The organism is Acinetobacter sp. YH12255 (assembly GCF_013417355.1).
Taxonomy (GTDB): Bacteria; Pseudomonadota; Gammaproteobacteria; order Pseudomonadales; family Moraxellaceae; genus Acinetobacter; species Acinetobacter pseudolwoffii.
The window spans coordinates 188,041-209,355 of the sequence record NZ_VPEC01000001.1 but is presented as its reverse complement, the minus strand read 5'-3'; the positions used below and the strand labels follow the sequence as shown (position 1 = coordinate 209,355).

Here is a 21,315-nt window from a genome sequence, read left to right as displayed (position 1 = left end):
GGAGCATGTGATGGACTTGATTTATTGTAAAGAACAAGGCTTGAAACTTGAACATGTGGATGATTTCAAATCTTTTAAATATGTGCTGAAAGGTTTTGGTCAAGGGGAATTTCCACTGGTTGGTGGCATTGCACCAGATCAGGATGATCATGTCTGGATTGATCAGCACGTTGTTACACAGTTTTCTACAAATGAAGCGTGGATGCAAAGCTTTAACGACATGATTTCTAAAGCTAAAAGATATGGCTGGATACATACTGAAACTAATGCCGTAAAGGCACATGTCATGTGGCAGGAAAATTCTGCATTAGCGGATGATGCACAAAATATTATGGTGGAGCATCAGCATGGCGTCACGATCATTCGCCTCAACCGCCCCAGCAAAATGAATGCACTGACTGTACCTATGCTCAAGGCGCTGCATCAGGCGCTGCAAAGCGCGAATCAGGATGAGCACTGCCGTGCAATTTTAATGACTGGCAATGGCCGCTGCTTTTGTGCAGGTCAAGATTTAAATGAGCGAAAAGATTTAACTAAAAAGTTGGATCTAGGTGCTTCGCTAAGGGATAACTATAACCCTGTAATTACAGCGATTGAGCAAAGCCCGAAACCTGTCATCTGTGCAGTGAATGGTATAGCTGCGGGCGCAGGAGTAGGTATTGCACTGGCCTGTGATATTGTGCTCGCTGCAGAAAATGCCAAATTTGTATTGTCGTTTTCTAAAATTGGGTTAGGGCCAGATGCAGGTTTGAGCTGGACGTTGCCAAGATTGATTGGGCTTGCCCGCGCTAAAGCGATTACGTTACTGGCAGAGCCTGTGACTGCACAAGCCGCTTTGTACATGGGGATGATTTGGCAAGTCTGTACGTCAGAGACTTTGCAAGCTACAGCTGAAAAGCTTGCGACACAACTGGCACAAAGACCGATATTGTCGATGCAAAACATTAAAACTGCTTTTCAACCCTCCAGCACGAACACATTGCAGCAACAATTGGAATTGGAAGCAGCCTTACAACATGAGGCTGGGTTGAGTGAAGATTACTGTAAAAGTGTGAGGGAATTTTTCAGCGCCAAAAAAGCATCGGCCTGAAATTTTCATTAAAATTTATATATGTGAATAATCCCTTGGATTTAAAAAAGCGCATGCATAATTGAAAAATTATCCATACACTGAATTTAAGCAAGGGATATAAATTTCAAAATAAAGTTTAATTTTTAAACTTAAATAAACAATGGATCAAAATCATTTTAGCGCAAAATTTATTTTAGCGCTCAGGAATGATTTATTTAAAAAAATGTAATCAGGAGATTTTAATATGGAATTTGGTACATTTATTTTGGCTGCGCAGCGCGGTTATCATCAGACATCTGAACAAGTAATTTTAAACTCAATTGAACAAACAGTAGCATCTGAAAAAGCCGGCTTTGATGCAGCTTGGTTTGCAGAACATCATTTTAATAACTATAGCCTTGTACCTTCACCCTTGATGATGGTGGCAGCGTGTGCAGGTCAAACATCAAAAATTCGCTTAGGTTCAGCTGTATGTGTACTGCCGCTCTATCAGCCGCAGCGTCTATTATCTGAAATTGGCTTTGCAGATATTGTTTCAAATGGTCGTTTAGATTTTGGCGTCGGTTCAGGCTATCAGGAATTTGAATTTGAACGTTTTGGCATTGATTTAGGTGATGCACCACAAGTGTTCAATGAATATTTAGAAATCATCATGAAAGGTTTGAACAATAAAATTTTTGAACATTCTAGTGAGCATATTCATATTCCACCAACAGCTATTGCTGTGCGTCCAGTACAGCAGCCTACGCCTCCAATTTGGATGGCAGCGGGTTCACCGCGCAGTATGTCGCGTGCTTACAAAGAAGGGCACAATATTTTTGTGACCGCTTATCATGATGGCAATGACCGTATCCGTCAGGTGCGCGAGAATTTAGAAGCTGCTGCTGAAAGCGTAGGTAAGCAAGTTTCAGATAGTAAAATAGCATTGTTGCGTTGTTGCTATGCCAGCGAAAACAAAGCGGAAGTGGAAAGCTATTTGGATAATGCTCGCTATCAGCGCCGTCTTTCGGAAGCTTTGCAGAAACGTACACAGCAAAGTGAAGATGGTTATATGATTAAAGAAATGCCAACTGAGCAAGATTTATCTTTCGAGCAAATGGCTAAGAACATGCCAATTGGCGGCATTAATTATGTGATTGAAAAATTAATCGAAGAAATTGAAATTTTAAAACCAGATCAAATTGCAATTCAAACACAACTGGGTGACTTTGATCAGAAAACGATGTTGAAGCAAATTGATTTATGGGGTGAAAAAATTATCCCAGCTGTTAATAAAGCAATTGGAAGCTCAGTCGTTAGTATCGCTAGTTAAGTATTTAGGCACAGTCTCAAAAGATTGTGCCTTATTTTTTTATCTTTATATTCATAAAGAACGTTTTTTTGTGTAGCCTCAATAGCTTTAGGTATTAGTATTGATTTTAAGTGAAAAATAACTATTTATTCACAATGGAGGTGAATAATGTACAAGAGTTCTATTAACGTCACAAAACTGCTGGATGAAGCCAAAATTAATAGCTTCCATGTTAAATTTTTGATTTGGGGAGCATTAATCAGTGCTTTTGAAGGTTATGATTTGGTGGTTTATGGTGTTGTATTGCCGCTGCTGATGCAGGAATGGACCTTAACATCCATTGAAGCAGGTATTTTAGGAAGTACGGCGCTGGTAGGGATGGCTGTTGGATCATTGGGCTGCGGTATTATTGCAGATTATGTCGGCCGTAAAAAAATCATAATGATGAGTGTGACTTTGCTAAGTGTGGCAACGTTCCTATGCACATTTGCATCACAGCCGCTGGAATTTGGTACTTTACGTTTTCTCGCTGGTGTGGGCGTGGGCGGTATTATGCCAAATATTGTGGCTTTGACTGCAGAATTTTCTCCTAAAACTAAGCGCACCACCATGATTGGTTTAATGTCTAGTGGTTTTGCTATTGGCGGAATTATTTCTGCTGTAATTGGCTCTATGTATGTACAGGATTCTGGCTGGCGTATTATGTTTGCAGTTGCAGGCGTGCCAGTTATTCTAATTCCATTTATGTGGAAATACTTGCCTGAATCAGTGAGCTATTTGGTGGGTCAAGGTAAGCTGAAGTTGGCAGAGGATACACTGAACCGCGTGTTACCTGAAAAAGTGAACCATTTGGAGCAGGAATTCACCCTTTATAAGGATTCCGACACAGCAAAAAATTCAGTCAATATTCTTTTTAAAGATGGACGAGCTGGTGGTACTTTACTGTTCTGGACCGCGTTCTTTATGGTTTTGCTCATTGTATATGCGCTGAGCAGCTGGTTACCAAAATTGATGATGATTGCGGGTTATCCATTAGATAAGAGTATTTACTTCTTAATGGCGCTGAATTTCGGCAGTATTTTAGGCACACTCTTTGGTGGTGTACTGGCGGATAAATTCAATTTACGCACAGTATTGATCTGTATGTTCCTGATGGGTGGATTGGCGCTATTTGGTCTTGGCTTTAAATCTAGTGCGTTCATTCTGTACAGTTTGGTCATTATTGCAGGAGCATCTATTCAGGGCGGATCCATTCTTCTGTATAGCTATATCTCTCAATTCTATCCGTTGGTGGCAAACTCAACTGGGATTGGCTGGGCATCTTCTATCGGTAAATTCGGTGCAATTGTTGGCCCGATTGTGACTGGTTACGTATTAACCCTACATTTAACCCATTTGATGAATTTCGCTTTAATCAGTATTCCAGCGATTATTGCCGCGATTTCAGTTTCCTTAATTTTTAAAAAGAAAACAAAAGTAGCGACTGAATATACAGTGCAAACTGTTAAATAATCCTTATAAAAAAGCTGAATCAATTGATTCAGCTTTTTTATATTGTTAAATTTTATAATAATGTATAGATTGGATCTTCTGGATATAAACATCCAACGGGCTGTCTTAATTTAAATCTTGCTTCTTTTGAAATGGCTTGCATTTTATTTTCTTGTACCCAATCGTATATTACGGTTCTTTTTGCTATTTTCCATATGTCATTTCTTTTCTCAAAATTATCTGCATAGCGCCCCCATATTTGAGTCTCAAGATTATTATTATTTTGATCTGGGTAAATTTGGAGTGCAAAAAATTTAGATTCTACTTTGCATAAATCAGGTTGATAGTCGATCAGTATATTGCTTATCTGGTGAATACTAACGACGGCGCTTTTAAGGCTATTCATGGCTGTGCTGATGAAACCAGTCGCAGAGCCTTGATATGCACCGTGACAATCTATTGCATCTTCCCAGTATGCTGAATTTAAAGCATTTAAATCAGCGTTATCAACACCTCTGCAGTAACGGTACAAGCAATCTCGAATGGCTTCTCTATCCAAAAGTTCTTGCAATTTTGTTTGTGTCTCAACATTCATAGTTTATATCCTTTGACCAGTTTTAAGTTGAATTTATTCCGATATTTCATATATGTGAAACTTAATTAAAGATTAAGTTTTGCATTTGGATATTATGAAATTATTCATAGAATAAAAAAATAATTATGCCTTCATTTGTTAATAAAAAATAAGGAATTTATTTATTAATAATATGCATTTTTATTTTATATGGATATTTTTTTAATATGGAATTATTTTTGATGAATTTATCAATGAAAAAAATTGCGACGGGTATTGGTTTGGTTATAGCTATGCCAAATTTTGCTTATGCAGATCTTATTTTTAAAGATGATCAACTTGAAATTTTAGGTAGAAACTTTCATTTTTATCGTGAGTATGAAAGTGGCGGTAAAAATCCTTCAGGTGCGAATTCACAGTTGCCATTAGAGGAAAGAAATAATACCCGAAATGAATGGGGGCAGGGCTTTGTTGCAAAGTATTCATCTGGCTATACCGATACGCCGTTGCAGGTTGGATTTGATGCATATGGTCTTTTAGGTCTTAAGCTTTATAGTGATATTTATGAAACCGGGACCTTATTACTGCAATACGACCCTGTGACAGGGGAAACGAAAAGTGCTTATGGTGAAATCGGTGGTGCACTAAAACTTAAATATAAAGATACCGTCTTGACCTATGGTGACCAATTCCCTTATGTGCCTGTGCTTGCAACAAGTACAGTACGACTATTACCGACCGTGAGTACAGGTGTCAGTATTCAGGATAAAAGCTTTAACAATTTGTTGATAAATGCCGGTTATTTTTACAGTATGAATCCATTGGATTCGACCAAAGATCTAAATTATTTCACCACTGATTATGGTGCAGGTATCAAAGCCAACAGTGTCAGCTTCCTTGGTGGTACATACAGTTTTCCAAATGCATCATTGACCGCATATTTTTCTGAATTAGAAGATGTCTGGAATCAAGCTTATTTGGGCGGAACATATTTGAAGAAAATTGATGAAGATCAAAAACTAAAACTTGGCTTCACCAGTTTCAGTAATACCGATACGGGCAAGAAAAAGGGCGGTGATATTGAGGCCTATATTGCTTCTGCTATGGCCGATTACAACTACAAAAACCACACCTTATCTTTTGGTTATCAGCAAGTGTTTGGTAATGAGCCTTTTGATATTGCAGGTTTTTCTTCTGCTGGCTCAAACAACCTGAACTATAACGTGGCCCAATATTCTACTTTTTCTGAAGCGCATGAAAAATCAGTGCAAGTGAAATATGAAGTAGATATGTCACCTTACGGCATTCCTGGCTTAACGTTCATGGGACGTTACTTTTATGGTTGGGATATCGATAACAGTAACAGCAACAACCCATTTTACACCAAGCGTTTTGTCTACGATCCAAATGTAGATTACACCCATCGTGAAACCAATCTTCAAGCATCTTATAAAGTGCCAACGGGCTTTGCAAAAGGCCTCGATGTGAAATTGCGTTATGCATCAAGCCGTGCAACCAAAGGTTATCGTTATGATGATATTGATGAGCTAAGAACGATTTTGGAATATACATTCAAGTTTTAATCAGAGCCTAACTTCCGCATTTTGTGCTTTTCAATGATTGAAAAGCCTTGAATATACAGAGATGACGATATGGACAATCCTTCAATACTCGAAATTAGCATTCAAAATGATGGCGTAGCACTGCTGGTGCTAAATCGACCAACAGCAAGAAATGCATTGAATTTGGAATTGCGTCAAGCATTGTCCGATGCGTTTATTCAACTGCAACAAAATCCTGCAGTTCGTGCAATCGTTATCACTGGCGGAAGTCAGGTTTTTGCAGCTGGAGCAGATATTAAAGATTTTACGACAGCAACCACGGCGCAAATGTATTTGCGTCGTACCGAACAGTATTGGCAAAGCATTACGGATTGCAGTAAGCCGATTATTGCTGCTGTTAATGGGTATGCTTTGGGTGGTGGCTGTGAATTAGCGATGCACGCTGACATTATTATTGCCAGCAAATCAGCCCAGTTCGGCCAGCCCGAAGTAAAACTTGGTCTGATGCCGGGTGCAGGCGGCACGCAGCGCTTGCTTCGTGCTGTTGGCAAATATAAGGCCATGCTGCTGCTTTTGTCCGGAAAATTTATTAGTGCAGAACATGCCTACAATATGGGCTTGGTATCTGAGGTTGTTGAAGAAGAAAAAACCATTGGTCATGCGCTGGAATTGGCCAAAACTATTGCAGCTTATGCCCCAATTGCTGTTCAACAGATTAAAGAAGTGGCACAGCTCGGATCAGATATGCCATTGCAGGCTGGGCTGGCATTGGAGCGTAAAGCTTTTCAGATTTTATTTGATACTCAAGATCAGAAAGAAGGTATAAATGCCTTTTTTGAAAAACGTCCAGCGCAGTATACGGGAGAATAAGTATGACTATTCAATCAATGGCGCTGATCGGTACAGGCGTGATGGGTATGGGCATTGCGCAGATTGCAGCGCAAGTTGGAGTAGAAGTACGACTCTATGATGTCAAAGCTGGGGCAGCTGAAGCAGGTCTCTCACAGTTAAAAAACACACTGCAAAAATTGAAGGTCAAAGGCAAATTTACCCAAGTAGAGCTGGAGCTGATCTTGGCACGTTTTAGCGTGTTGGAGCATATCGAAGATGTGGCTGGCGTTGATCTTGTTGTTGAGGCAATTGTCGAAAATTTGCAGATCAAACAGCAACTATTTAAACAGCTGGAAAGTATTGTTGGTCCAAAGACTATATTAGCCAGCAATACTTCATCACTATCGGTAACAGCTATCGCATCAGAACTTCAACATCAAGATCGTGTGGCAGGTTTTCACTTTTTTAATCCTGTGCCTTTGATGAAAATTGTTGAAGTTATTTCTGGTTTAGCGACAGATGAATCGACTGTTGAAACACTGCTAGAGCTGGCACAGCGCATGGGACATTTTGGTGTGCGTACCAAGGACACGCCAGGATTTATTGTCAATCATGCTGGCCGTGCTTATGGCACGGAAGCGCTGAAAATTTTGGGTGAAGGCGTGGCTTGCGTATCCGAAATTGACCGAATTTTGCGTGAAGGTGCTGGATTCAAAATGGGGCCGCTGGAATTATTTGATTTGACGGGTCTAGATGTTTCACATCCGGTGATGGAATCAATTTTCACTCAGTATTATCAAGAAGACCGTTATCGTCCAAGCGCATTAACCCGCCAAATGCTGGCTGGTAAGAAAGTTGGCCGTAAAGTCGATGAAGGTTTTTACCGCTATGAAAATAGTCAAAAAATCAATGAAATTCCGAAGCAAGCTGTGCCTGAAGTTTTCACTTTTAATACGGTATGGATTCAAGCTGACCATGAGCAGGATGCGAAGTTGCTTAGCGAATACGTTCTAGCACAGGGTGCTGTGCTTGATAGCGCATCGCATCCAGCAACTGACAGTTTAATTATATTAGCGACGTATGGAGAAGACACCACGACAGCGGCACTACGTTTTGGTGTAGATCCTGTACGTTCTATTTCGATTGATATGCTGACTGATTTTGCTCAGCACCGTACGCTCATGCCATCAATTGTTAGCTCCAAGAATTATATAGATCAAGCGCATGTACTATTCGCAAAAGATGACCACGGAGTAAGTGTTATTGCGGAAAGTATAGGATTTGTCGCTCAGCGCGTGCTGGCAATGGTGGTAAATTTGGCTTGTGATATCGCGCAGCAGCAGATAGCAGCACCGTCAGATATTGATCAGGCAGTTAAGCTTGGGTTGGGTTATCCGCATGGCCCAATTTCTTGGGGCAATGTATTGGGTCCAGACCGAATCCTTCTGATTTTAGAACGGATCTATGCCAATACAGGCGATCAGCGCTACCGTCCAAGCCCTTGGCTGCAGCGCCGTGCACGTCTACAACTTTCATTACTTCATACCCAATCCGTTTAGACCTAAATCTTCTAGGAAAATAAAATATGTTAAATGCCTATATCTATGATGGTGTACGCAGTGCTTTTGGCCGTCATGCTGGCGCATTGGCATCAATTCGTCCGGATAATCTCGCTGCACATGTAATACGAGCATTAGTGGAAAAACATCAGCTACCTAAAGACATCTATGCTGACGTGATTTTAGGTAATACCAATCAAGCCGGTGAAGATAGCCGTAATATTGCGCGTCATGCGGCGCTGCTAGCAGGTCTAGATGTGAAAACACCGGCACAAACAGTAAATCGTTTATGCGCTTCGGGTTTGGCAGCAGTAATCGACGCTGCCCGTGCTGTGACTTGTAATGAAGGCGATGTCTTTATAGCAGGCGGTGTTGAGTCGATGTCACGCGCGCCCTTTGTTTTCGCCAAGTCAGAAGCACCTTTCAGTCGAGATTTTAAAGTTTTTGATTCAACCATTGGTGCACGTTTTCCAAATCCTAAAATTGAAAAACAGTTCGGCGATGACACCATGCCTCAAACTGGTGATAACGTTGCGTTTGAATATGGGATCAGTCGTGAACAAGCGGATGCTTTTGCAGCAGCTTCACAAGCGAAATATGAGGCAGCCAAGCAAGCGGGTTTTTTTGACGGAGAAATTGTCAGTATCGACGTGGTGCAAGGGCGTAAGCTACCAGCCAAAGCTGTGGTTGATGATGAACATCCGCGTCCTTCTTCTACTTTGGACGCGCTACAAAAACTTAAGCCTTTGTTTGAAAATGGGGTCGTTACGGCAGGCAATGCATCTGGTGTTAATGATGGTGCAGCTGCACTGCTGATTGGTTCTGCACAAGCCGAGCAAATACTGGGTATACAGCCGATGGCGCGAATCTTGTCTTCTGCTGCCGCGGGTATTGAGCCACGAATCATGGGTGCTGGCCCGGTAGAGGCGATTCATTTGGCATTAAAACGTGCCAAGCTGAGTTTATCTGATATGGATATTATTGAGATTAATGAAGCATTTGCTTCACAAGTTTTGGCTTGTCTGAAAGGGCTGAATATTGCATTTGATGATCAACGTGTTAATCCGAACGGTGGAGCCATTGCAGTTGGTCATCCGTTGGGTGCATCAGGTGCACGTTTAGCATTAAGTACAGCACGTGAATTGCAGCGCAGTGGAAAAAAATATGCAGTAATTAGCCTGTGCATTGGAGTTGGTCAAGGGCTTGCTATGGTTATTGAACGAGTTTAAGGCTTTCTGCTTATATGTGAAAAAAGTTTTCGGATTTTAACTGATTCGGTTTTAACTAGCCTGATTTTAACTAGCTAGTTTTGAGATTTTACTTACTACGATTAAATCCCTAATGTTGTTCAGTAAGTCTACTGAGCACATTTGGGGTGTTTTAATCTTGGCTTCGCCAAGATAGAAGTAGTTATGTGCTCAAGCCATTATCGGAATTCTTTTACATTGATTAAAAATTTACGCCAAACCGATCATTTCTTTCGATACTAATAAAGTTACTTAAGCTCAGTGTATTTGATTCATATCGAAAGCTGGCAAAGAGATGAAATGATCGAAATCACTAAAACATTTATAGTAAACAAAATTAAAGAATTAATTCATCAATCTGCCGATGTAGGCGTTTAGACAGTATCGTAATAATCAACATATTTGACTGTGCCTTAGCAATTTGAGATAGAAATCTCCAAAAAATTTAAAAGTGATTAATTAAAGAATGAAAGTTCATGCAATAAAATAATAGAACAAGACCAAAGTATAAGAATAAATTCAATGCCATAAGCGCTCTAAGTCTTTTAGAAATTATCTACAACATCGTGTTGAGTAAAAAATTCATCAATATATTCACATATATGAATAAATTCATCAGGTATTGCATGTATTAATTAACTTAATCTAATCTAAAACAACAAGTTATTTTTTATGTGAAAGTTGGCATGAATATTGAGAAGTATCTTGTGATGACTTTTTTCATTAGATATGGAAATTTTTTAAAGGATTGAGCAAATGACTAGTGAAGTAATTGATGTTGTGATTTTAGGTTCAGGTTATGGCGGTTTAGGCATGGGCGCACAACTTAAACGCAACGGTCTACATAATTTTAAAATTTTTGAAAAAGCGTCAGCACTAGGTGGTGTTTGGCGTGACAATATTTATCCAGGTGCTGCCTGTGATACTCAATCTCATATTTATTGCTTCACTTATTTCCCAAATTTGCGTGTCAGCAGTATGTATGCAGGCCAAAGCGAATTGCTGGATTATCTACAGCGCTTGGCAAAACATTTTGATTTAGAACCACATATTCAATATGACGCTGAAATTACTCAAGCAGTGTGGAATTCACAAGAACAGCTGTGGGATTTACAAATTCGTGGGCAAGCACCTGTTAAGGCCAAAGTATTTGTACCAGCATGGGGACAACTAAATAAAGCTGTTACACCACATTTTAAAGGCGCAGAAAAATTCCAAGGTCAAGCCTTCCATTCAGCGGCGTGGGACTATGACATAGACTTAAACGGTAAAAAAGTCGTTAGCATTGGCAATGCGGCCAGTGCAGTACAGTACATTCCAGAAGTCGCTAAAGCGGCAGGACATTTAACAGTATTTCAGCGTAGCGCCAATTGGATTATGCCACGCGGGCAAATTGTATTCACAGATGCCGAATTAGATGAATTTGAAAGTAATCCAGAGACATTTTTTGCCAGCCGTAATGAAATTCATCGTATGCGTGAAGAAGGTTTTGATCGCACACAGCAGGGTACTGCATCTCAGCAAGAAGGTGTGCGTATTGCGTTGGAACACTTACATAGCAGCATACAAGATGAAGAACTGCGTAAAAAGCTTACACCAGATTATGAGTTGGGCTGCAAGCGTATTCTACGCACTGATGATTATTTCCCAGCGCTGAACCGCGACAACGTGTCTTTAGTCACTGATGGTATTGCTGAAATCACTGAAAATGCTGTTATTACCGCTACTGGAGAAGTGATTGAAGCGGATGTAATCATTTATGGTACAGGTTTTGCCAGCCAAAACTTTAATGGTGATTTGGACATTATTGGCAATCAGGGCGAGCGTTTGTCAGATCTTTGGTCAGAGGGCGCAGAAGCATATCTTGGCCTAACTGTACCGTCATTCAACAATATGTTCCTGATTTATGGTCCAAACACCAATTTAAACCACAATTCCATTGTGACGATGCTAGAAATTCAGCATCAATATATTGTAGATGCAACCCAATACATTCTGAATCAACAAACCTCTTTGGATGTTAAAACAGATAAATTCAGCGCATATAATGTTGATATCCAAGCCAAAATGGCAGGTTCTGCATTTTCATCAGACTGCTCAAGTTGGTACAAAAATGCGGCGGGTAAAGTCATCAATAACTGGCCTTTAAATGTAGAAGCATATCGTAGCTATACCCAGTTTAATGCTGAAGATTATGCTTCACCACGCCATGCAGCTGTAGGTGAATTCGCATGAGCCGCATGCTACACCCCGATGCTCAGCCGATTATTGAAGCCTTTTTAAAAAATGGTGGATTGTCATTTGAAAAAATGGGTGAAATTCCAGCGCTGCGAGCAGGTTACGAAACCAATTGCGCCTTGGCGGCGATGCGCGATTTAGAGCATATCCAAACACGTGATATTGAGGCTGAAATTGCAGGTGAACCAGTTCATCTTCGTCTATATGACCGTGAATTGGAACGTAGTGAGGCACGTCCAACTGTGTTGTTTATTCATGGTGGTGGATGGGTAATTGGTAATTTGAACAGCCATGATTCGATTTGTAGAAAACTTGCTGACAGCACGGATGTTCGTGTCATTGCCGTAGATTACCGTTTGGCGCCAGAGCATGCGTTTCCAGTGCCTTACTGCGATTGTGAAAATGCACTCCAGTACATTGTGGCGAATCAGGAAGCATTGAAAGTCAATGTAGAGCGTATGGTGTTTTGCGGTGACAGCGCAGGTGCAAACTTAGCGGCATATCTTGGGCAAAATTTTTATCAAAAATATCAAATTCAGCTGAAAGCACAGGTACTGCTTTATCCAGTGATTGGTTTCTATCCTGAGTCCGCCAGCTATGCAGCCTATACAGAGGGCTTTCCGTTGGTACAAAGCACCATGCATTGGTTCTTCGATCAGCTGACAGAAAGTGAGTCTGCTAAAGCCAAAGTATCGCTGCTTGACCAGCCTTTCGACCCTGCCAATGGCGAAATTTATCTCCTGACACTGGAACATGATCCACTGCGTGATGAGGCCTTGCTTTATCTACAACGTGCAATTCAAAGCGGCATCAGTGTGGAGTATCACCATTTATCTGGTTTGATGCATGGCATTTTTACCTTAGCGGGCAAGTTGCCCGTCGCAGAAGAATATCTAGGACAGATCGGCAAATACATTGCCAATAAAATTTAACAGGGCAGTTTATGACTTTTTCGACATTTAAAAGCGCGAATAAATTAATCACTGGGCAGGATGCACTGGATTATTTGGCACAGGCGCTGCTGAAATTTAATATTCAAAAACCGCTGATTGTCAGTGATCAAGGCGTAGTGAAATCTGGAACGATTCAGCACGTATTGGATCTACTGGATATTGAGTATTCCATTTATGATTCCGTTAAACCAGAGCCAGAGCTAGAACAGGTACAGGATTGCATTGAGTTTTATCATTCGCATCAAAGTGATGCTGTGATTGCTGTCGGTGGCGGCAGTGCATTAGATATTGCCAAATGTGTAGCTGCTTTGGCGGGGCAGGATGGTGAGATCCGTGATTTTGTTGGTACTGATAAAATTCAAGGCCGCAATATTCCGCTCATTGTCATCCCTACGACTTCTGGTACAGGTTCAGAAGTAACCAATATTGCCATTTTGTCAGATACAGCCAATCAAATGAAGCAGGGGATTGTCAGTGATTATCTGTTGCCAGACGTTGCCATTGTTTCGCCGCTAATGTCGGTGAGTTGTCCACCATCTGTGACGGCTGCCAGCGGTGTAGATGCCTTAGTACACGCCATTGAAGCTTATATTTCTGTTAATCATACCGAGATTACAGATGCTCTGGCATTGCAGGCGATTGAGTTGATTGTGGAATATTTGCCACAAGCCTATGCCTTGCCGTCCAACTTAATTGCACGGGAAAAAATGGCAACTGCCAGCCTCATGGCTGGATTGGCCTTTGGTAATGCTGGCGTGGGCGCTGTACATGCTTTGGCTTATCCATTGGGTGGAAAATTCAAAATGGCGCATGGGGTCAGCAATGCTTTGATGTTGCCATATGTACTGGAATGGAATGTGCTCGGCTGTGCAGAACGACTGAGCAAAATCGCAGTCATGTTGAAACTGGCAGAAGACCAACACCATATGGCAAATGCAGAAAAATTGGTGGAATTCCTCCATCGTTTTTGCCAGCAACTGCATATTCCAGCGGGACTCCGTGTTTTCGGTATTTTGGAATCAGATATTCCAGCTTTGGCAGCGGAAGCAATTAAGGTAGAGCGTCTGCTGAAAAATAACCCACGCCAATTAAGCGTGCAGGATATTGAAGCAATTTATCGCGAAGCTTACTGAGCCAAAAGGAAATACCATGAGCATTGATCAGGTCGAAGCCTTTATTAAAGCCAGTAAAGACCCTTTTGCATTACAGTCACGTGAAGGCCGATCCATATTTGAAATTGAACCGATTCGCTCTTTAATTGATGCAATTCAGGACGGCATTTACATCACCGATGCTGATGCGGTCACCATTGCCGTTAACAATGCTTATGAGCGTATTACGGGTTTAAATCGTAGCATCCTCATTGGGCGCTACATGGGGGATCTGGTAGAAGTCGGTTATTTATCGAATTCCGCTTCACTCGAGGTGATAAAGCGTAGGGAAGTGGTAACGCTGGTTCAGACCATTCATGGTTGTCAAAAAATACTGGTGACGGGCAGCCCGATTTTTGATGAGCGTCAACAACTGATGTGCGTGGTGACCAGTGTACGCGATATTACTGAATTGCTACGTGCTAAGCATGCACAGGAACAGCTGGAAAATCTGTTCCGTAGTCAGTCGCAATATCACATTTCGAGTGCAGCCCATGACCTGATCATTTCGCGTGAAACCCGCAAGATTTTTGATTTGGCAAGCAATATTGCCAAATTTGACAGCAAGGTGCTGCTGCGTGGAGAAACGGGCACAGGCAAAAGTAAATTGGCGCGTTATATCCATAGTATTGGCTCAAGAGCAGAACAGGCATTTTTAGAGCTGAATTGTTCAGGTATACCGGACAATTTGCTGGAAATTGAATTGTTCGGCTATGTGCCAGGCGCATTTACTGGTGCATCGACCAAGGGCAAAAAAGGGCTGCTCGAAATTGCTCATCAAGGCACGCTGTTTCTTGATGAAATTGGTGATTTGCCACTGAGTATGCAAGTGAAGTTATTAAAAGTCATTGAAGATCAGCGCTTTTTACCTGTTGGCGCAACCGAATTCAAACAGGTCGATATTCGTATTATCGCAGCCACACATCGGAATTTGGAAGAGATGATCGAACAAGGAGAATTTCGTGAGGATCTATTCTACAGAATCAATGTAGTGGATTTAGAACTGCCACCGTTACGCCAGCGCCGTTCAGAAATTCTGCCATTGGTGCAGCAATATCAAAAAATATTCAATGATAAATACCAAATGAATAAACATTTCAGCCCAGAAGTGATTGAAGTGCTCACACAGCAGTCATGGCCTGGAAATATTCGTCAGCTGGTAAATGTGATTGAACGAATGATGGTCAGCACATCACAGGATGAAATCCAACCTGAAGATTTACCTAAAGAATTTAAACACAATCCGACTTCGAATGTGGAGCAAAACTTAAAAGATCGAGTTTTAGCGTTTGAACGTAATTTAATTTTAGAAGCACTACAGCTGCATGGCTCAACGCGAGCTACAGCAGACGCCTTAGGTGTAGAACAATCCACTTTAGTCAAAAAAATCGCACGATTTAAGCAATAAATACATTAGGAATGAAAAATATGGATATTAGCCAGCTGTCTGTTTTTGAGAACAGATGTTTAATTAATGGTAAATGGGTTTCTTCAGCAGAAACACTTGCAGTGAGTAACCCACTGGATCAGTCGCACATTACTGATGTACCGCTGCTAAGTGAAGATGAAATTGAACAAGCCATTGTTGATACAGATATTGCACAAAAACAATGGAAGAATGTCGCGCCAAATGAGCGAAGTCGTATCCTTAGAAACTGGTTTGATCTGCTGATGCAACATCAGGATGATTTAGCAACCATTATGACCGTCGAGCAGGGTAAGCCTCTAAAAGAAGCCATAGGCGAAATTGCTTATGCTGCCAGCTACATTGAATGGTTTAGTGAAGAAGCCAAACGTAGCTACGGCGATATCATTCCTTCTGCAGCCAGCAGCGAAATTTTGGTCTTTAAAGAAGCCATTGGTGTATGCGCAGCCATTACGCCATGGAATTTCCCAGCAGCTATGATTACCCGTAAAGTTGCGCCAGCCTTAGCTGCGGGTTGCTGCATTATCGTCAAACCAGCTTCTGAAACACCACTTACAGCACTGGCAATTGCCAAATTAGCAGTGCAGGCGGGTATTCCAAGTGGTGTTTTCAATGTGGTTACAGGCTCGTCAACCAAAATTGGTCAGATTTTCACGGCTCATCCGTTAATTAAAAAACTAAGTTTTACGGGTTCAACCGAAATTGGCGCAAAGCTGATGGCACAAAGCGCACCGACAGTGAAGAAACTATCTTTAGAACTGGGCGGCAATGCACCAGTATTGGTCTTTAATTCAGCCCAGTTGGATCAGGCGGTACAGGGTGTGATGGACACCAAGTTCCGTAATGCGGGTCAGACCTGTGTATGTGCCAACCGTATTTATGTGCAAAGCGCGATTTATGAGGAATTTGTCGAAAAACTCAAAGTCAAAGTTGAAGCATTGAAACTGGGTAATGGCCTAGATGTAGAAACTGATATTGGCCCATTAATCAACCGTAAAGCAGTGAAAAAAGTTGAAGAACATATTGCTGATGCTCTGGACAAAGGTGCCTCACTGGTTGTTGGTAAAGCCGAGAATTTGGAAGGCAATTGGTGCGTCCCAACATTGGTAAAAGATGTGACACAAGACATGCTGTGTGCCAAAGAAGAAACCTTTGGGCCATTTGCACCAATCTTTAAATTCGAGACAGAAGCGGAAGTCTTGGCGATGTCAAATGATACGGAATTTGGTTTGGCCTCATATGTCTTTACTCAAGATTTGAATCAATTTATCCGTGTGGCACGCGGACTGGAATACGGCATGGTAGGAATTAATACCGGTCTAATTTCTAATGCTGCTGCACCATTTGGTGGGGTGAAATCTTCTGGCATTGGCCGTGAGGGTTCGAAATATGGCATGGATGAATATTTGGAAATGAAATATGTCTGTTTAGGCAATATCAACTAAGTAAAACATTAGATTAATTTTATTTTAATAATAGGAAGTTCACATGGAAGCAGTGAATCAAGCAGCAATCGAAGTTGAGTCTGCAGATAAATCGTCAATTAAAAAAGTTGTCGGCGCGGCAATGGCAGGCACGATTGCAGAATGGTATGAATTTTTTATTTACGGCATTGCCAGTACTTTGGTTTTTTCCAAATTGTTTTTTCCAACTATGGGGGATGGCAGTGTACTGATGGGCATTATTGCTGCCTTTGCAACCTATGCCGTTGGTTTTATTGCACGTCCACTTGGCGGTTTAGTTTTTGGTCATTATGGTGATAAATACGGTCGTAAAAAACTACTGCAAATCAGTTTGATTATGGTCGGTTTTGCCACTTTTGCCATGGGCTGTATTCCTTCTTATGCCAGTATTGGTTATGCAGCGCCAGCCATTTTGGTTTTGCTACGCTTTATTCAAGGTTTTGCGGTGGGTGGTGAATGGGGCGGTGCAATGCTGTTGGTTGGTGAGCATAGCCCAGAGCACCAGCGTGGCTTTTGGACCAGCTTTCCACAAGCAGCAGCTTGTGCAGGAAATGTCTTAGCGAGTTTGGTACTTTTGGGGTTGTCTTATACGTTGCTACAGGAAGACTTTTTAGCTTGGGGCTGGCGTATTGCGTTCTGGCTGTCTGCAATTATCGTCTTTATTGGCTATTACATTCGTAAAAATGTTGAAGAATCCGATGTTTTTAAAGCGCAAATTGAACGTCAAGAGCAAGAGCAAAAAGTCTCTGCGGGTTTAAAGGAAGTACTGGTACAATACCCGCGTCAAGCACTGTTTGGCATGTTGATGCGAGTTGGTGAAAACTCGACCTATTATATTATTGTGGTGTTCTCCATTGCTTATCTTTCAATTCAGCTGAAATTTGATTACACCACAATTTTATTCTTACTGCTTTGTGCCAACGCGTTCCAATTCTTTGCCATGATTTTTTCAGGCTTTATTTCTGACAAAATTGGCCGTAAACGTACCATGTATATTGGCTATACAGGTCTTGTAATTTGGTTGCCGTTTTATTTTACAGGATTGAATACTGGTGCATTTTTGACAGTTCTAATTTCAATGTGTGTTGGTCTGTATTTCCAAGCCATGTGTTATGCAGGTCAAGGTGCAGTCTTAGCAGAGATTTTCCCAACGCGTATGCGTTATTCAGGTTCATCGTTCTGTTATCAAATCAGTTCGATTTTAGCGGGATCTATTGCACCGATGATTGCAACCTTGCTGTGGAAAACTTATGACTCAACCACACCCATTACGATTTACATTTTTGGGGTGATTGTACTGTCTGTCTTCGCAATTTTCATGTTGAAGGAAACACGTGGCCGTTCATTGCATGATGTTGATCATGAGGATCGCACACAGTTTTCATAAGGAATGAACTATCCAGCATTGGCGTAAATATCGCTGATGCTGGCAGTGTCTGAGCTATACGTGACAATGCACACGTTGAACCTGATTAAAAAGTTGAATGGAAGATAAAATATGAAAGGACTACAAAATAAAACGGTTGTTTTAACTGGCGCACTGGGGGGAATCGCCCGTGCGGTTATACACGCCTTTGATCACTATGATGTCAATTTTATCTTAATGGATGTAGTTCCAGAAGACCGTGAATTTTTAGACAGTTTAAAAAGTCGTGCACATTATTTTCAGGCAGATATTGCATCTCCTGATGTCATGGATGCTGTGACTGAACAAGCACTGCAGCTGTACCCACAGGTTGATTTTATTATTCATGCCGCTGGCCTGTATAAGCATATTGAACTTTCAGATTTAAGCTTCGAACATTGGAATCATCAGATTAATATTAATTTGAATGCCAATTACTATCTAATCAAAAGCTTTTTGCCAGCCCTATCTGAGCAGAGTGCTATTGTCAATATTTCTTCCATTGCAGGTCATCAGGGCAGTATTGCCCATACCGCTTATGCAACTGCTAAGGGTGGCGTTATTGCACTGACCAAAAGTCTTGCTATTGAGTTAGCACCACGTACACGAGTGAATACGGTTTCCCCTGGACTGATAGATACTGCAATGATGCAGGGGATGAGTGATGAAAAACGCCAAGGGATGATTCAGACCACGCCGCTGAAACGCTTAGGCCAGCCTGAAGAAATTGCTGAGGTCATCACTTTCCTTTGTAGCAGTAGCGCATCCTATATTACGGGTGAAAATATTCATGTGAATGGAGGGCTGTATCGTGACTGAGTTGAGTCTATCTGAAGTCAGTCGTCCTATTTCTTGGGGCGAAATGGATTTATTTGGCCATCTGAACAATGTGCATTATTTTCGTTATCTAGAAGATGCACGAATTGCATTTTTAAATCATCTGCAATTTTTTGAAAATGATCTATACAGCGTGATTTTGAAAAATGAATGCGAATACCGCCGTCCAGTCGTCTATCCCGATCATTTAATTACACACTCATACGTCACGCATGTGGGTAACACCAGTTTTACGATGCTGTATGAAGTCTTCAGCGAGCAGCAGGAGACGCTCGTCGCCATCGGTAAAAGTGTAATTGTGATTGTGGATCCAGTCAGTTTTGAAAAGAAATCTATTCCTACAGAAATGCGTGAAAAACTAATAGAATATATGCAGGAGTTTCAGCCACATGGACAATAAATCAAAGATAACTCAACGTGTGGCAATGATCAGCGGCGCTGCTTCAGGCATTGGCAAAGCAGCAGCATGCGCTATGGCAGAACAGTCTTGTCGTCTATGTCTCTTGGATTTAAATGCACAAGCCCTTGAGGAGTTGAAAGCGCAGCTACAGGATAAAACCGAAATTATTAGCTTCTGCGGCGATGTTACCGATGCGAAGTTTATTCAGTCTGCCGTCAGCGTAATTGAACAACAGTTTGGCCGTTTGGACTATGTACTGAACAATGCAGGTATGACTTCAGCAGCCAAAGGCATTGCGGATATTGAGTTTGAAGAGTGGCATCGTGTAATGAATGTCAATGTGAACAGTATTTATTATTGCCTGCATTACCAGATTCCACTGATGCTGAAATCCGGAGGTGGTTCTATTGTCAATACATCTTCTATGCTAGGAGTGATCGGTACTAAAAATCGCTCCGCTTATGTGACCAGTAAACATGCGGTGACAGGTATGACCAAAGCGGCTGCACTGGATTACGCTGCTGACAATATTCGTGTTAACTCAGTGCATCCTGGTTATATTGAAACACCGCTAATCGCGCATATTGACAGTGAAATGTTGGCTGCCAAACACCCAGTAGGGCGTTTGGGTACAGCTGAAGAAGTAGCAGCCTTAGTGAAATTTTTATGGTCGGATGAAGCTAAATTTATTACGGGCTCACAGTATGTGATCGATGGTGGTTATTCTATTCAGTGATGTGCGGTAAAATAGAACTCTTTCATAAATCTTAGATTCTCAAATGAAGTGCAACAGAGATTAAATTATTGGAAAGAAGCAAGATAAGCTAGCATTTTGCTTCCGACCGACCAAAGTCAAAGTTGCATTATGGACTATACTCATCTTACCCAAGAGGAAAGATATCAGATTTCTACATTGTTACGTGAAGGATTTTCTAAACGTTACATTGCTTGGAGACTGAATCGTTCACCTTCCACTATTTCTAGAGAAATCAATCGTAATCGAGCGAGAAATGGTTACTTCGCTAAACTCGCTTTAAGACGCCATTGCTCCAAACCCAAAAGAATCTCTGATGAAATATGGGCACATGTCATTTTTTATCTTGAACTTCAATGGAGTCCTGAACAAATTACTTCTCGTGTTTCAGTCAGCCTGCATTCAATTTATCGTTTAATACGACAGGATAAAAATAAGGACGGTACTCTCTTTCATCATCTACGTTTCGGAAATCAAAGAAAGAGGAAATACGGCTATCCTGAAACTCGTGGTCAGCTGGCTAATCGTAAAAGCATTCATGATAGACCGATTGAGATTGAACAGCGTCATCGTTTCGGTGATTTAGAGATAGATACGATTGTGGGTAAGAATCATCAGCAATCATTGGTCTCGATTGTAGATCGCAAGACAGGTTATTTGTGGTTGAAGAAGTGTAGCTCACGCAAAGCAGAGGAAGTTTGCCAAACAACGATCAGTTTACTTGAGCCGATCAAAGATCAGCTCAAAACGATTACCGCAGATAATGGTAAGGAGTTCAGTCTGCATGAATATGCAGCTCAAGCATTAGAAATAGATTGGTACTTCGCAGATCCTTATAGCGTTTGGCAGCGAGGTACAAATGAAAATACCAATGGCTTAGTCAGACAATACATTAGTAAAGGAAGTGACTTAAATCAGTATAGAGATGAATACATTTCAGAAATCACTGACCGTATCAATCATCGTCAAAGAAAAAGACTCGGCTTTAAAAGTCCGAGTCAGGTATTATGGCAACAACATGGTGTTGCACTTCAAATGCTAATCTAAGTCATAAAATAATT

At 41.3% G+C, this 21,315-nt stretch carries 18 protein-coding genes; 17 read left to right on the top strand and 1 reads right to left on the bottom strand.

What is annotated here, in order from left to right:
- The first annotated feature begins 10 nt into the window (after positions 1–10).
- The 3 genes from FTV30_RS01030 to FTV30_RS01020 all read left to right on the top strand — a co-directional run bounded on the left by FTV30_RS01030 (position 11) and on the right by FTV30_RS01020 (position 3,875).
- Positions 11–1,090 (top strand): enoyl-CoA hydratase-related protein, encoded by a 1,080-nt coding sequence (locus FTV30_RS01030; RefSeq protein ID WP_180000858.1) that lies wholly within the window; start codon positions 11–13, stop codon positions 1,088–1,090.
- Between the two features lie 226 nt (positions 1,091–1,316).
- Entirely contained in the window at positions 1,317–2,384 is a 1,068-nt protein-coding gene (locus FTV30_RS01025; RefSeq protein ID WP_180000857.1) for an LLM class flavin-dependent oxidoreductase, read from the top strand.
- 147 nt (positions 2,385–2,531) lie between these two features.
- Positions 2,532–3,875, top strand: a complete 1,344-nt coding sequence (locus FTV30_RS01020) for an MFS transporter (RefSeq protein ID WP_180000856.1) — start codon at positions 2,532–2,534, stop codon at positions 3,873–3,875.
- 52 nt (positions 3,876–3,927) lie between these two features.
- Here the strand turns inward: FTV30_RS01020 and FTV30_RS01015 are convergent, their stop codons facing one another.
- A complete protein-coding gene (locus FTV30_RS01015) occupies positions 3,928–4,449 on the bottom strand; it encodes a nuclear transport factor 2 family protein (protein ID WP_180000855.1) in 522 nt (173 codons plus the stop codon).
- A gap of 233 nt (positions 4,450–4,682) precedes the next feature.
- Here FTV30_RS01015 and FTV30_RS01010 point away from each other — a divergent pair, with 233 nt between their 5' ends.
- From FTV30_RS01010 to FTV30_RS00945, 14 genes are all read left to right on the top strand, one after another.
- Entirely contained in the window at positions 4,683–6,011 is a 1,329-nt protein-coding gene (locus tag FTV30_RS01010; protein ID WP_257228880.1) for an OprD family porin, read from the top strand.
- Positions 6,012–6,080: 69 nt separating this feature from the next.
- On the top strand, positions 6,081–6,860 hold the full coding sequence (locus FTV30_RS01005; RefSeq protein ID WP_180000854.1) for an enoyl-CoA hydratase: 780 nt from the start codon (positions 6,081–6,083) through the stop codon (positions 6,858–6,860).
- 2 nt (positions 6,861–6,862) lie between these two features.
- A complete protein-coding gene (locus tag FTV30_RS01000) occupies positions 6,863–8,380 on the top strand; it encodes a 3-hydroxyacyl-CoA dehydrogenase (protein WP_180000853.1) in 1,518 nt (505 codons plus the stop codon).
- Between the two features lie 26 nt (positions 8,381–8,406).
- A complete protein-coding gene (locus tag FTV30_RS00995; RefSeq protein ID WP_180000852.1) occupies positions 8,407–9,609 on the top strand; it encodes a 3-oxoadipyl-CoA thiolase in 1,203 nt (400 codons plus the stop codon).
- Positions 9,610–10,383: 774 nt separating this feature from the next.
- Positions 10,384–11,862, top strand: coding sequence for an NAD(P)/FAD-dependent oxidoreductase (locus FTV30_RS00990; RefSeq protein ID WP_180000851.1), 1,479 nt, complete (start codon positions 10,384–10,386; stop codon positions 11,860–11,862).
- The gene (locus tag FTV30_RS00985; RefSeq protein WP_180000850.1) at positions 11,859–12,797 is read left to right on the top strand and encodes an alpha/beta hydrolase; all 939 of its coding nucleotides are present in this window, start codon (positions 11,859–11,861) and stop codon (positions 12,795–12,797) included. Before FTV30_RS00990 ends, FTV30_RS00985 begins: the two co-directional genes overlap by 4 nt.
- An 11-nt stretch (positions 12,798–12,808) precedes the next feature.
- Entirely contained in the window at positions 12,809–13,951 is a 1,143-nt protein-coding gene (locus tag FTV30_RS00980) for an iron-containing alcohol dehydrogenase (protein ID WP_180000849.1), read from the top strand.
- 16 nt (positions 13,952–13,967) lie between these two features.
- A complete protein-coding gene (locus FTV30_RS00975) occupies positions 13,968–15,377 on the top strand; it encodes a sigma-54-dependent Fis family transcriptional regulator (RefSeq protein WP_180000848.1) in 1,410 nt (469 codons plus the stop codon).
- A 20-nt stretch (positions 15,378–15,397) separates the two neighbouring features.
- Positions 15,398–16,840 carry an NAD-dependent succinate-semialdehyde dehydrogenase gene (locus FTV30_RS00970; protein ID WP_180000847.1) on the top strand — a complete coding sequence of 481 codons (1,443 nt, stop codon included), beginning with the start codon at positions 15,398–15,400 and terminating at the stop codon, positions 16,838–16,840.
- Between the two features lie 43 nt (positions 16,841–16,883).
- Positions 16,884–18,245, top strand: a complete 1,362-nt coding sequence (locus FTV30_RS00965) for an MFS transporter (RefSeq protein WP_180000846.1) — start codon at positions 16,884–16,886, stop codon at positions 18,243–18,245.
- A gap of 111 nt (positions 18,246–18,356) precedes the next feature.
- Positions 18,357–19,082, top strand: a complete 726-nt coding sequence (locus FTV30_RS00960) for an SDR family NAD(P)-dependent oxidoreductase (RefSeq protein WP_180000845.1) — start codon at positions 18,357–18,359, stop codon at positions 19,080–19,082.
- Positions 19,075–19,500 carry a thioesterase family protein gene (locus tag FTV30_RS00955; protein ID WP_180000844.1) on the top strand — a complete coding sequence of 142 codons (426 nt, stop codon included), beginning with the start codon at positions 19,075–19,077 and terminating at the stop codon, positions 19,498–19,500. Before FTV30_RS00960 ends, FTV30_RS00955 begins: the two co-directional genes overlap by 8 nt.
- Positions 19,490–20,236, top strand: coding sequence for an SDR family NAD(P)-dependent oxidoreductase (locus FTV30_RS00950; RefSeq protein ID WP_180000843.1), 747 nt, complete (start codon positions 19,490–19,492; stop codon positions 20,234–20,236). The genes FTV30_RS00955 and FTV30_RS00950 overlap by 11 nt, the downstream gene beginning before the upstream one ends.
- Before the next feature lie 129 nt (positions 20,237–20,365).
- Positions 20,366–21,301: an IS30 family transposase gene (locus FTV30_RS00945; RefSeq protein ID WP_180000842.1), complete on the top strand. Its 936-nt coding sequence runs from the start codon at positions 20,366–20,368 to the stop codon at positions 21,299–21,301.
- Positions 21,302–21,315 lie beyond the last annotated feature (14 nt).